This is a genomic window from Synechococcus sp. RS9902 (assembly GCF_014279635.1).
Lineage (GTDB): Bacteria > Cyanobacteriota > Cyanobacteriia > PCC-6307 > Cyanobiaceae > Parasynechococcus.
In genome coordinates this window covers 437,591-450,546 of record NZ_CP047949.1, presented here as the reverse complement: position 1 = coordinate 450,546, position 12,956 = coordinate 437,591, and the positions used below count along the sequence as shown (strand labels likewise).

The 12,956-nt window shown below is 57.2% G+C and carries 10 protein-coding genes and 1 tRNA gene; 5 read left to right on the top strand and 6 right to left on the bottom strand.

The annotated features are described in order from the left end of the window. Positions 1-10: 10 nt before the first annotated feature. The 5 genes from metK to SynRS9902_RS02295 all read left to right on the top strand — a co-directional run bounded on the left by metK (position 11) and on the right by SynRS9902_RS02295 (position 3,747). On the top strand, positions 11-1,246 hold the full coding sequence (metK, locus tag SynRS9902_RS02315; RefSeq protein WP_114987395.1) for a methionine adenosyltransferase: 1,236 nt from the start codon (positions 11-13) through the stop codon (positions 1,244-1,246). A 4-nt stretch (positions 1,247-1,250) separates the two neighbouring features. Continuing rightward, positions 1,251-2,489, top strand: coding sequence for an FGGY-family carbohydrate kinase (locus SynRS9902_RS02310; RefSeq protein WP_186509829.1), 1,239 nt, complete (start codon positions 1,251-1,253; stop codon positions 2,487-2,489). Positions 2,490-2,669: 180 nt separating this feature from the next. After that, the gene (locus SynRS9902_RS02305) at positions 2,670-2,945 is read left to right on the top strand and encodes a DUF2470 domain-containing protein (protein ID WP_186509828.1); all 276 of its coding nucleotides are present in this window, start codon (positions 2,670-2,672) and stop codon (positions 2,943-2,945) included. Between the two features lie 54 nt (positions 2,946-2,999). Further along, positions 3,000-3,644 carry a ComF family protein gene (locus SynRS9902_RS02300; RefSeq protein WP_255446175.1) on the top strand — a complete coding sequence of 215 codons (645 nt, stop codon included), beginning with the start codon at positions 3,000-3,002 and terminating at the stop codon, positions 3,642-3,644. A 30-nt stretch (positions 3,645-3,674) separates the two neighbouring features. After that, positions 3,675-3,747 (top strand) — tRNA-Phe (locus SynRS9902_RS02295). A 222-nt stretch (positions 3,748-3,969) separates the two neighbouring features. On the opposite strand, the gene SynRS9902_RS02290 is transcribed toward SynRS9902_RS02295, so the two are convergent. The 6 genes from SynRS9902_RS02290 to SynRS9902_RS02265 form a co-directional block, all read right to left on the bottom strand. Next, positions 3,970-4,902 (bottom strand): HNH endonuclease, encoded by a 933-nt coding sequence (locus SynRS9902_RS02290; protein WP_186509827.1) that lies wholly within the window; start codon positions 4,900-4,902, stop codon positions 3,970-3,972. Positions 4,903-5,454: 552 nt separating this feature from the next. Then, on the bottom strand, positions 5,455-5,703 hold the full coding sequence (locus SynRS9902_RS02285) for a DUF1651 domain-containing protein (RefSeq protein ID WP_186509826.1): 249 nt from the start codon (positions 5,701-5,703) through the stop codon (positions 5,455-5,457). 306 nt (positions 5,704-6,009) lie between these two features. Continuing rightward, positions 6,010-6,717 (bottom strand): M48 family metallopeptidase, encoded by a 708-nt coding sequence (locus tag SynRS9902_RS02280; protein ID WP_186509825.1) that lies wholly within the window; start codon positions 6,715-6,717, stop codon positions 6,010-6,012. Then, positions 6,714-9,686 (bottom strand): type I restriction endonuclease subunit R, encoded by a 2,973-nt coding sequence (locus SynRS9902_RS02275; protein WP_186509824.1) that lies wholly within the window; start codon positions 9,684-9,686, stop codon positions 6,714-6,716. Before SynRS9902_RS02275 ends, SynRS9902_RS02280 begins: the two co-directional genes overlap by 4 nt. After that, on the bottom strand, positions 9,686-10,879 hold the full coding sequence (locus SynRS9902_RS02270) for a restriction endonuclease subunit S (RefSeq protein WP_186509823.1): 1,194 nt from the start codon (positions 10,877-10,879) through the stop codon (positions 9,686-9,688). Before SynRS9902_RS02270 ends, SynRS9902_RS02275 begins: the two co-directional genes overlap by 1 nt. Further along, positions 10,872-12,755: a type I restriction-modification system subunit M gene (locus tag SynRS9902_RS02265; RefSeq protein WP_222929473.1), complete on the bottom strand. Its 1,884-nt coding sequence runs from the start codon at positions 12,753-12,755 to the stop codon at positions 10,872-10,874. Before SynRS9902_RS02265 ends, SynRS9902_RS02270 begins: the two co-directional genes overlap by 8 nt. Positions 12,756-12,956 lie beyond the last annotated feature (201 nt).

The following is a 12,956-nucleotide window of genomic DNA, read 5'->3' as shown; positions in this document are numbered from 1 at the left end:
GGAGCGCCGAATGAGCCGATACGTCTTTACGTCCGAGTCCGTCACCGAAGGGCATCCCGACAAGATCTGCGACCAGGTGAGCGACGCCGTTCTGGATGCTCTGCTGGCCCAGGATCCCGCCAGCCGTGTGGCCTGCGAGACCGTTGTGAACACCGGTCTCTGCATGATCACCGGTGAGGTGACCTCCAAGGCACAGGTGGATTTCATCCACCTGGTGCGCAACGTGATCAAGGAGATCGGTTACAGCGGCGCCCGGGCCGGTGGCTTCGATGCCAACAGCTGTGCGGTGCTGGTGGCCCTCGACCAACAGTCCCCCGACATCGCCCAGGGCGTGAACGAGGCCGACGACCATGCCGGTGATCCCCTGGATCTGGTGGGTGCCGGCGACCAGGGAATCATGTTCGGCTACGCCTGCAACGAGACGCCCGAGCTGATGCCGTTGCCGATCAGCCTGGCCCACAGGCTGTCGCGCCGCCTGGCCGAAGTGCGCCACAACGGAACCCTGGGTTACCTGCTTCCCGATGGCAAAACTCAGGTGAGCGTCGTCTACGAAAACGACAAGCCCGTCTCGATCGACACGATCCTGATCTCCACCCAGCACACCGCTGAAGTCGACGGGATCAGTGATGAGCAGGGCATCCGCGAGCGCATCACCGAAGACCTCTGGACCCATGTGGTGGAGCCGGCGACCGCCGATCTGGCCCTCAAGCCCTCCCGTGAGGCCACCAAGTATCTGGTGAACCCCACCGGCAAGTTCGTGGTGGGCGGCCCTCAGGGCGATGCCGGTCTCACCGGCCGCAAGATCATCGTGGATACCTACGGCGGCTATGCCCGCCACGGCGGTGGTGCTTTCTCCGGCAAGGACCCCACCAAAGTGGACCGTTCGGCCGCCTACGCCGCGCGCTACGTGGCCAAGTGCCTTGTGGCCGCAGGGCTCGCCGAACGGGCCGAAGTGCAGTTGAGCTACGCCATCGGCGTGGCCAAGCCCGTTTCGATCCTGGTGGAATCCTTCGGCACCAGCGCACTGGCCAACGATGCCCTCACCGCCTTGGTGCAGGAACACTTCGATCTGCGCCCCGGCGCCATCATCGAGACCTTCGGTTTGCGCAACCTTCCCCAGCAACGGGGCGGCCGTTTCTATCAGGACACTGCGGCTTACGGCCATTTCGGGCGCAACGACCTCAACGCGCCCTGGGAAGACGTGACAGCGAAAAGCCAGGAGCTGAAGCAGGTCGCCGCGGCCTGAAGCCATGACGGATTCACCGCTGGTGCTCGGAATCGACCTGGGCACCAGCGGAATCCGCACAGCCGTTGTTGCCGCTAACGGCGCGGTTCTCGACAGCCGATCCCAGGCCTACGGCGGAGACTTCGCCAACCCCCACAGCTGGCGCGAAGGCTGTGGAAATCTGATCAGGGCAATCCCAGCCCAGCTGCGATCCCAGCTGCAAGCACTCGCCGTGGATGGCACCTCCGGCACGCTGCTGGCCTGTGATCACGATGGTTCCCCACTGGGGGGGGCACTGGCCTATTCCCAGAGCTGCCCTGAGCTGCAGTCAGCCCTGCAGCCTTTGGTGGATCCAGGTAGTCCAGCCGCCAGCTGCAGCGGCAGCCTGGCCCGGGCCTTGCGGCTCCTCAACTGCCATGGCGAGGCGATCCTGCTGCGGCATCAGGCCGATTGGATCAGCGGATGGCTGCTGAACGATTGGCGCTGGGGGGAAGAAGGCAACAACCTGCGACTGGGTTGGGATCTGATCACCAACAGCTGGCCAGCCCGTTTTGCCGAACAGTCCTGGCGGCAGGCACTGCCTGAAATCCGTCCCAGCGGCAGCATTCTCGGGACGATCGCACCGGAGCAGGCCAGGGCCTTGGGCCTGGCGAACGATCTGCTCATCGTTGCCGGAACAACGGATTCCAATGCCGCCGTGCTCGCCGCCGATCCCGGCCCCGGAGATGGGATCACCGTGCTGGGAACCACCCTGGTGATGAAGTGCTTCACCGACACCCCCCTGCAAGCGCCTGGCGTAACCAGCCATCACGTCGGTGGACGCTGGCTCTGTGGTGGCGCCTCCAACGCGGGGGCCGGTGTGCTGCGGCGGTTTTACAGCGACGACCAACTCAGAGAACTGAGCCGCCAGATCAACCCCGACACCGACAGCGGACTCCGCCTGCGGCCGCTTCCCGCCCCGGGGGAACGCTTCCCTGTGGATGATCCAGAACTGCAGCCGGTGCTTGAACCACGGCCGGTGAGCGATGCCCTGTATCTGCATGGACTGCTGGAAGGTCTCGCCGAGATCGAGGCGCAGGGTTGGCAGCGCCTGAACGATCTGGGTGCTGCCGCACCCAGGCGGATCATCAGCATCGGCGGTGGAGCGCGCAATCCCCAATGGCGACGGCTGCGGGAACGCCGCATCGGCTGCGCCGTAACGAGTTGCCAAACTCCCCCTGCTGCAGGGGTGGCGCGACTGGCCCAACAGGCCCTGGTCGGGTGAGAATTCCGGCATCACGCCCCACCCCCATGCCCACCAAGCTCCGCGATGGTCTGGCCATCGGCCTTTTCGTCGTTCTGGCCGGGTACGTGGGCTTCAGTGGCATTCGCCTCGGCCTTTTGTTGATCGAGCGCTTCGCTTGAGCCGATCACTGCAAAGATTGCACTCACCTGTTTGATCCCAATGCCTGCAGACACCCTCACTGATGCCGTCAGCACACGGATCTGCAAACACATGAACGACGACCATGCCGAAGCGGTGCTCGCCTATGCCAAGCACTACGGCGGCGTCAGCAATCCAGCTGCAGCGCGCATGGTGTCTGTGAAAGCAGAAACCATGGAACTGGAGGTGGATGGCGCCAGCATCAGCATTGCCTTTGATCACACACTCACCGACAGCGAAGACGCCCACCGCACCTTGGTGGCCATGCTGCGGGCGATGCCCAAAGAAGGCGCCTGATCTCGGAGCGATTTAGCCCAACAGGGGAACGCTCGTTGCAGCGACCCACCTGCTGTGCATCGTGCGCTCCTGAGCTTTGCCCAAGCTCTGCTGATCGAGCCCCGCTGCCCGATCTGTGATGGACCTTGGGACAGTCCGCTGCCGCCGACGGCTCCCTGCACCACGTGCCTCGATGCCCTTGCTCTCCCTTGTGAGGGGCTCAAGGGCTTGCTGCCCTTGCCGTGGTGCGCTCTCGGGCCTTATGCAGGCAATTTGCGCCAGCTGCTGCTGAAGCTGCGTCAACCGCGCCAAGGCAAAGCGCTTGCGGCCTTGGTTCAGCTGCTGTCTGAGCGCTTCGCCCTGCCTGCAACAGCCGTGCTGGTGCCGATTCCAAGCTGGAAGCGGCAACGATCCAACCCCCTGCCGCAGCGCATTGCCCTGGGATTGGGCCGGCCGACGGCAGAGCTGCTGCACCGCACCCGTGCCGGGTTGAGCCAACACCATCTGAACAGACGCCAACGCCAAACCAACCTGATCGGGGCGTTCCGGGCCGTCCCCATGGACAAACAAGGAGCCCACAGCTCGGTCTGGCTCGTGGACGACATCCTCACGACCGGGTCCACTGCTTTGGCTGCCCGTCAGGCCCTTGAAGCTGCTGGCCACCACGTGGCTGGATTGATCTGCCTGGGACGAACCCCCGCAAAGGAGCGCAGGCGGTGATTTAAGATTCCTGAGTCGCTTCGGCGGCACGCCGGGATAGCTCAGTTGGTAGAGCAGGCGACTGAAAATCGCCGTGTCCCCAGTTCAAATCTGGGTCCTGGCATTTCCCATAACGCCTCAAAAGGCACGTGAAAGCACCATATCTGGTGTTATCACGTGCTTTTTAGTGCCCCAAACACCTAATTGACTTTTGCCGCATCGGTAGGGGAGCAGTAGGGGAGCGCGCCGCTTCGGTCAGACAAGGCAAGGTCCCCAGATTTCCCCTACCCACGGACAGGGAAAGACCCCCTGGAGTGCCCACCCCTTTGGACCTGGTGGACTGCTTTCAGTCGCCTGAGGCATCAGCGTTTGCGCGCCTCTGAAACCACTCCCACCTCCACTCCACGGCATCGGGGAACGGAGCGGCACTCAGGTGCTTCAGGTCGGACTTGTCCATCAGCAAAGAGGACAGGTCATATCCATCAGCAGGAACAACAGCAAGGTCCCCAGGTCGGATGGACCAGATGCCTGCGTCAAACAACGAGTGGTGGTTCTGGCATAACCAGATGCCGTTTCCATCCCAGTCGCTGCCGTCCTCTGCCACAGGTCTGATGTGCGCTGCTTGAACAACCGCTGGGAGGGCACCACAGACAGCACAACGCTTGGGTCCATACCTGTCCTCAACACGCCGCACGAAGAGCGCCTGACTGCGCTTTTTGCTTTTGGTGGTCCTGAGTGCGGTTTGTCGCTCTTCAAAGGAACCACCCTCATCGGGAGTCAGCGAGTAGTCCCGCTTCCCCCCTTGAGAAAAGGTCAGCAAGACCTCTCCATCCACTCCGTCAGCGTCAGGAAGGTCCCGAAGGATGAACACCTTGTCCACCTTTCGGAACTTGCCCGAGTGCGTCAGATCCCCTTTGGCGTTTGCGCTCCTGATGAGGAACAAAGGAAGGTTGAACTCCAACGCCCATCGCAAGGACCGGATGTCCCCCTCGTCCTGCCCTCGCTGCTGGGTCAGGGGATAGCGGTAGAGAGCGGTTTCATCGGTGAACTCGTCCTCGTATTTCCCCCTGCTGCTGATGCCTACAGCGACACCACATCCCGATGGCGTCAGGTGCTTCGTTTCCTTGGTGTCTCTCCAAATGCCACGGGCGCTGCCATAGCAACCCAGTTCCCGCACCTCATCGGACTTGAGAGGGCGTTGTGCCTGTATTTCCTCTATCGCCTTCCACATCCGCGCACGACGGTTCCGCTCTGCTTCAACCGCTGCCGAGGTGCTCACTTGAGGGTCGCTCCGCTCTCACAGGGTGCCAAGAAAAGACCTCTGAGGAATCCCACCCTCAGAGGTCTCCACGTCCCCTCGTTTGACGCCCCATCACCTTCCTCCTGGTGTTCTCCCGTGAGGAGTGGGAGAACCGTCAGAAGTGGTGGTGAGGACCGGTCAGGGTTCGGTCGTCCGTAAGCAATAAGAAGGGGGGCAAGCGGTGCCCCCCTGAAGGTCGTTGAGACCTGGTTTAACTGCTTCAGCGGTCTCTGACCTCATCACTGTTCTAAAGCGGGTCAGAGCGCCAGGGCATGAGCGGAACTACCTCTTAAAAGCACAAAAAAAGGACCGGTATCCCTATCGGTCCTTCGGAAACTGAACGTGTCGCCAGGCGGGACGACGCCAAGCGAAAACCACCATCTCCAATTCGGAGGGGGAATCGTGGGTGCTGTGAGCGTTTTCCAAGAAAAGACCCAGGAGTGTTTGACCTCCTGGGTTCCTCGCTCTCATGCGATACGACTGGTCTAACACTGCCTGTTGAGTATTTGTGCTTACGGTTTGCCGAACGTCTTAAACGTCAGCAGCAGCGCCCCAAGCAGGCGTCTTCAGAGGTTTCCATCCCTGCGCCTGAAGCGACTTCCACAACTGTTCTGCGGCGTCTTTCCTCAGATACCGACGCTCCTTAAGCAGTGGCGGACCTTCCGGCATCTGACGACCACGGTCAATGAAGACCTTGGGGTCTCTGACCCAGGCGGAGTTGTCCCGATGGAATCTCCAGACCCAATGGTCGTTGGCATCAATCAACCATCCCTCTTTCATCACGCCACCTCCGGGCACCAACCCACTTCCGCTTGCCTGCGGACCATCCAGTTACGGCACCTCTTCGTCAGGTGCTCTCCGTGGGGAACCTGACGACGCTGAAGACCGCAGGTCAACAACGTGTGGCAGTGCTGGTCGCAGACATAGGAGAAGTGCTGGCAGGTCATACAGACGCACGACGACCTGGTGCTCTTCAGACCATCCACGAAGTCCCATTCCTCTTCCGCCATCGGTCCCTCCTTGCGAGTAGTTCATATGTTCTACTCACTGTTCGCTGTCCCTTTCAAGGGGTGACCAGCAGAAAATTCAGAGCAAGGACCCTCCCATGCGTTTCAACCAATCTCTGTGCTCCTGAAACGCCGCATCAAACCTCCCAACCAACGCCCAGAAGTCCTTGGAGTGATTGGGATGGACTAGGTGGCACAACTCATGGACCACCACATAGTCAGCGATGGCATGAGGTGCCTTGATGATGTTCCAGTTGAAGAGCAACTGACCTCGGGAATCGCACGATCCCCAGCGGGACTTGAAGTTGCGCACGCTGATGCTTGAAGGCGACACGCCGATCTGCTCTGCATAGCGGTTTGCCTTGTCTGTGAGTCGCTCCAGTGCTCGGGACTTGTACCAAGAGTCCAGGTACTGCTGGATTCGCTGCTGGCGCTGTTCTCCCTGCTCAGTGGGGCGGACAGTCGCCTGCAGGTATCCCCCTGAAAGGCAGACACCCACCTGATGCCCGTCCTGCACCTTTAGGCGGTAGTTGCGACCGAGATATGGGAATGACTCGCCACTGACCAGTTCCTTGGTCTTCTGGGGTGGCATTCGCTTGAGTTCAGCGACCTTGCTGACGATCCAAGGGCGCTTCTGCTGAAGGATTGCTGCCACCCGCTCATCGCCAAGATCCTTAGGGACACGCACCTGGAGGTCGCTGCCAACGATATGGAGAGCAGCAGTTCGTCTCGGGGAACGAACCACCTCAACCTTCAGACCCAGCACCTCCTCAGGAACAGCGGTCATTGAAACCTGACCTTGGCGAGGTCCATAAAGCGATCAGTCACCGCTTGGACGAGATCCCTGGTTCCGAAGGGTTGATCAAGGATTGCTCTCCTGATCTTCAACCGAGCAGATCTGATTTCGTCATCTCTCTGGAAGAACCCAACGATCTGCGTTGCTTCCTGGAACTCGGCGACCAACTCCTTCGTTAGGTCCAGCACCTGCTGATGGGTTTCCTCGTCCATCGCTCCATCGCCGACTGCCTCTGTGACCTCTTTCATCAGGACCCGATAGAAGGCACCCTCCTCATCCGTGAGACCAAGGTCTGTGTCCTGCTGGGTCCTCTCCTGCTCCATACCGTCACGGAAAAGCAGCAGTTGCTGAACTAACTCTTCCCAGCGGTTCTCGCACTTCTGGATGATCTCCTGGAGGCGCAGCGAGAGGGACTGGTAATACTCGGGGTCTTCGTCCAACTTGACCTTGATGTGCGCCTTGATGGCGTTCTCCACCTCTGACGCTTTCGCTCTGTCATTTGTCTGAGCAGCAAGGACCTGCTCAAACTCCACATCAAAGAGTTTGGTTGGAGGAACACGGGGATCAACGCCCGTGGCACGGACATGTTCCTCAATCAGGTCTCGGACCTTTTCGCCGCACCCAACGATGTCCAACTGCTCGTCCCGATAGCGGTTGCGGGAACCGATGACTACCTTGCCCAGTGACTTGAGGTCAGCAAGGAAGGGGTTGGCAGCAGCGTCAGGAAGGACGATCTCAACCTGCTTGGCAAAGGTCCTGAAGTCCGCCTCAAACTGCTGACGCTTGAGTTCGTCTGCCAGGGCAGCAATGCAGGCATCAATGTCCTGAAGATCAATTCCCTTCAGGTGCTGCTTGACCCTGGTGTGTGCTGCTTGGAGTTTAGGGATCTCGTCCTTGAGGTTCTTCAGAGCACCTTGGACATCGGTGTTGGAGAAGACCTCCAACGCCTCAGCGAGGTAGTCGGTCAGTCCGAAGTAATCAACGATGTATCCGCTGAACTTGTTCGCTTTGGTCCGATTCACCCTGGCGATTGCCTGAAGCAGGGTGTGGTCGGTGAGTTTGCGATCCAGGTACATGACCTGACAGATGGGGGCATCAAACCCCGTCAGGAGCATGTCTTTGACGATGAGGATTGAGAGCGGGTGCTCGCCGATCGGTTTCTTGAAGTTCTCAACCGCTGCCTTGTGGTCAGCAGGGTTGGTCCATTTGGCAATGCGCTGCTTGTCGTTGTGGTCTCCCGAAATGATCACCGCTGATTCGGGTGCGTTCGGGATGGCATCCAGTTTTTCTTTGTAGGTGACTGCTGCCTCTCTGCTGGCAGTAACGACCATCGCCTTGAACCCATTGGGCAGGATCGTCTTGCGGTAGTGCTCAACAAGATCCAGGGCGACCCACTCAATGCGTTGGGGTGCCTCCAGGACTGCCCGCTCATTGCCGTACTTCTTCTTGATCGCCTCCTTCTCTTCGGGTGACTTGTCCTGGAAGTAGCGATCAAAGAGAGCATCCAAGGAGTCGCCCGTGACCTTGGTCTCTGCCTCCCTGCCCTCGTAAAGGATCTGAGTGGTGGCACCATCTGCCACCGCCTGCTCAATCGTGTAGGTGTCTATGTAGGTCCCGAACTCGCCAGTGGTCTTCTGATTGGCGATCAGCGGGGTGCCCGTGAAGGCGATCTTCGGGGCATTGGGTAGTGCAGCGTTGATGCCAGCACCAAGGGTTCCGTACTGAGTGCGGTGTGCCTCATCTGCCAAAACGATGATGCGATCTGAGTCGTTGAGGCAGGCGAACCCAAAGTCCTCGTCCTCCTGAAGTTTCTGGATGGTGGCGGTAACAAGATCAGAGGCATCCTTCGCCAGCAGTTCCTTGAGATGACTGACTGATTTGGCATTGAGAACTGCCTCGTCCTGGGCATTGGAGAAGGTCTTGGTGAGTTGCTCGTCTAACTGGGTGCGGTCCGTAAGGAAGACGAGTTTGTAGTCCCTGAGTTCGGGGTCACGACGGATCTTCTGAGTGAGGAAAACCATCGTCAGGGACTTGCCCGAACCCTGGGTGTGCCAGATGACTCCACCTTTGCTCTTGCGATCCCCTGGTGCCTTGAGGCGCTCAATCGTTTTCTGAACTGCCCTGAACTGCTGGTAGCGGGCGATCTTTTTGATCAGGCGACCGCTGTCGGGTTCGTAAATGGTGAAGTTCTGAATAATGTCCAGGAAGTTCTTGGGTGTGAGCAGTCCCTGGATCAGCAGTTGCTGGGCAGTTGGCGACTCACCCAGGTCCTTGCTCTCAAGCGGGTAAGGGTCCTTCCACTCCAGGTAGTACTCAACAGGCGAGGAGATGGTTCCAACCCGTGCTCCATCGCGATGGGTGGAGATCATCACCTGGTTGTAGTGGAAGAGTTTTTCGCACCCTTCTGAATCGCCTGGGTTGCGGAGGTTGGCGTAACGCCGCAGTTGGTTGATCCCCTCTGCCATGGGATCGGTCACGAAGGGCGACTTGCACTCAATAACCCCTAACGGCAACCCATTCACGAAGAGCAGGATGTCGGGAATGATGTTTTGCGCTGGACCCTGGATCTTGAATTGATCCACGCAGAGGAACTCGTTGTTCTCTGGATGGTCAAAGTCAATGAGTTTGAGCGTCTGACCACGACGACCACTGCCTCGGTCCTGATCAACGCTGAAATATTGGGTGAGACGCTCCCAGAACCATTTGTTTGCCTCCATGAGTGTGGAGGTCTGGATCAGGGTGACTTCTCTGACGACCTTGCGGAGGTTGTCTTCACTAATCCAGGAATTGATCCGCTGGATTGCCTGCTCAAGGTTGGGCGTGAGGACGACTTCCTTGAGAGATGAGCGTTTATCCGTTTTCTCTGGATACAGCGTTGTGCCATCCAGGTACTGCCACCCAAGACCCTTGAGTTGCTCAAGGGCAGGCGCCTCTACGAGTTCGCGCTCAGGTCCTGCCATTAGACCCCAACTCTCTTGCGACCTGAAAGCAGGTCAATAGAAACAGCACTTTTCATGCTTTTTATAGATAAAAGTGATTTTTTTGATGCATTTATTTGACACCTGATCGACGAAACAGATTTTGCAATACGCTCTTGAGTGCTAATGCTAGGAAGAGGGATCCTAAGCGTAGCAAGGGAAGAGAGTGTTATCTCAACAATTGTGCTTCCTTTAGAGAGAAGCGAGAACTGCTGCTTGCAGAATTGAGATCTCAATATGGTGTTGAGATATAGAGGCGAGAATTTTTCGGACCTAGACAGCAATGCAGTTCCTTGCGTCAGATTAGCGCCAGAAGTTTGCTCGTCAATGAGATGCGTTACTCCGATTATTCCTCTTAGCGCAACTACGATATCGCCCTCTTGCACTTCCGATCTGGAAAACTTTTTAGCAATCTCGGGACTTGTACGAAGCATCTTGTTGACGTCCAATTTTTCTTCAGACATGTCAGTGACTCGTATGTAAGGAATGCCACCTTTGATATTGGGTCCCGCCTGAACTATCCCATAAGTGATCTTTCTATTTGGAGACACGACTTCGCCAAGTGAGACAAGGTCAGTCCCTTTTTTGATTTCTTGATTGGCGAGGAAATCCAAAACGCTCACTTCAAGATTCTCCAAACTTTCGATCTGCCTTTCTTTCTTCTTGATGAGATCATCTATCCCAGAGAGTATCTCAGCGATCTTCCTCTGCTCTGGGAGCGGGGGGACTGGAATTTCAAACTTCCCTATATCTGCCAAGTTCAAACCAGATTGAGCAGATCCCTTGGAGAATCTTTTTGTAATCTCCTTGCCTTCATTCGACTGGAGGAAGTAAAAAAGATATTTGCCAAGCAGAATTCCTTCATTGCAACGAATCCGGGCGGATGTCTGCGTGATATTTGCCTCTTCAATCCATTCAGGAACGACTGCCGTTTCGCCTACATATCCTGCAATTGACAGGAGAATATCGCCTTTAGTTACTTTCGACCTCTTGTACTTCTCATGCAAACCTGGATCTACTCGAAAGAGGTCTCCTTCCCCTGTCCAACCTTGCATGTAATCCTTTCCTCTAATGAGAGGGACGCCATCCTTCCTGAAATCGCCTGGTTGGACAATCCCATAGGTAATGGGATCCGTGACCATGTCGGACAAGAATCCCTTCTTCCACTCACTCATATCCCAACTCCTTCAAGAATCCGTGCATCACTACTTCTGCTTCTTTGACCTCTGCATCGATCTGAGCAAGTGAGATTCCGTACTTATCCCACCACCGCTCAACCTGCTGAATTACTGAATCAGAGGCATCGCCAAGGTACTGACGGATCTGGGACTTCTCTTTGATTTCGCCCTTGAACTTCAGGTACTCGGAATCTTTCTGAACCAGAACAGCACTCACATCAAACCCAGCAAGGATTTCCTGGATGTACTCGTCATGGGTTTCCTTGATCGGGATCCCACCATGAAGGATCCCTCTCACATCAAAGGGTTCAGGTGGTGGTGAAGTGTCTGCGTAGCGTCGGATGTTGAGGTTGTGGTCGTTCTCCCTGATCTCCTCCAGCGGCACCACCCGTGAGAACCGCTTGATGTCGTTGTACGAGTCAAAGCACCCGACGACCTTTTCAATGTCCTGATCCCTCAGCGTGTTCTGGTTCTTGCCCTCCTGGTAGTCCAGTTCAGCGTTGATGAAGAGCACCTTGCCCTTCCGCTCAACACTCTTGGTTTTGTTGAGGATCAGCAGTGCTGCAGGGATTCCCGTTCCGTAGAACAACCCTGATGGCAGACCAATCACTGCCTCAATCAGGTCGTCTTCAAGGATGCCTTTGCGGATCTCGCCTTCCTGTCCGCCACGGAACAGGACGCCATGGGGGACGACAACACCCATGACGCCTTCTTGATTCAGCGACGAGATCATGTGCTGAACGAATGCCAGATCCCCAGCGTCCTTCGGTGGCACCCCGTAGCGGTAGCGCCCATACCCGTCGTTCACAGCAAGGTCCCGACCCCAGTTCTTCAGTGAGAAAGGAGGGTTGGCGATCACACGATCAAAACGATTGATCTCTCCGTTCTCCACATGCTGAGGATCGCCAAGCGTGTCGCCCTTCCTGATGTCGGCACTGATGACGCCGTGGAGGAACATGTTCAACTTGCAGATTGCCCAGGTGCTCAGGTTCATCTCCTGCCCGAACAACTGCAGGTTTGCTGGGTTCTCGCCATGACTTGCCAGGTAGTTCCTGGTCTGGATCAACATGCCGCCTGATCCGCAGGTGGGGTCATAAACCCGCATCCCTGCATGGGGTTTCAGCAGTGCTACCAGGAGTTTGACCACCTCATTAGGCGTATAGAACTCCCCGCCTTTCTTGCCTGCTGAGTCGGCAAACATCTTGATCAGGTACTCGTAGGCAGCACCCAGCAGGTCATCCCGCTCAAAGTCCTCGTTCCTCAACCTGAAGGTGGAGTAGTGGGAGAGCAGATCCCTGAGTTTGCGGTCGTTGAGTTTGTTCTTGATGTTGAAGTCAATGGACACCAGCACCCCTTCCAGGGTTCTGTTGTGCTCTTCAATCGCCTCGGTCGCCTTGTTCAGTTCGGCACCGATGTCGTGCTTGAGGTCCTTGAGGTTCTGCCACCTCGCCTTCTCAGGCACATAGAAGGTCTTGTCGTACTCGTCCTGGTCGTCTGCCAGGTCTTCTGCCTCTGACTGGGATTTGCCTTTGCCCAGGTAGTAGGCGATGACTCCTTCCCGTGCTTCCTCAAAGGCATCGGACAGACGCTTCAGGAACAACATCCCGAAGATGTAGTCCTTGAATTCCGAGGCATCCATGCTTCCCCGCAGGATGTCGGCACTCTTCCAAAGGAACGACTCCAGTTGGGAGAGAGTCAGTTTTTGACCGATCTGGAAGGTCGGTTCGGGTTCAGCAGCAGCGACCTTCTTCTTTCGCCCTCGCTTCTTGGGTTGCTCGTCTTCGCCTGAGATGACAGATGCCAGCAGGTCATCCAAACCAGCAGGTGCCTGATCTGCACCTTGGGCAAGAGGGTTATTCGCCGAGTCCGTCACGGAGGTCTTCTACCTGCCCCGATTTTGGATCCATCTAGGCAAGTACGCCTCCCCCAGTTGAGGGATCTCAGTAGTCATTGCCGAAGATGCATGGACTTGCAGGTGTTCCAACAACCGATCGGAAACGAGAACACCCAACCCAAACCGCTGCAACTGAGATTCAGTCGTTCCAATAACGGTGTTTTGTTGCTATTGTTTCTG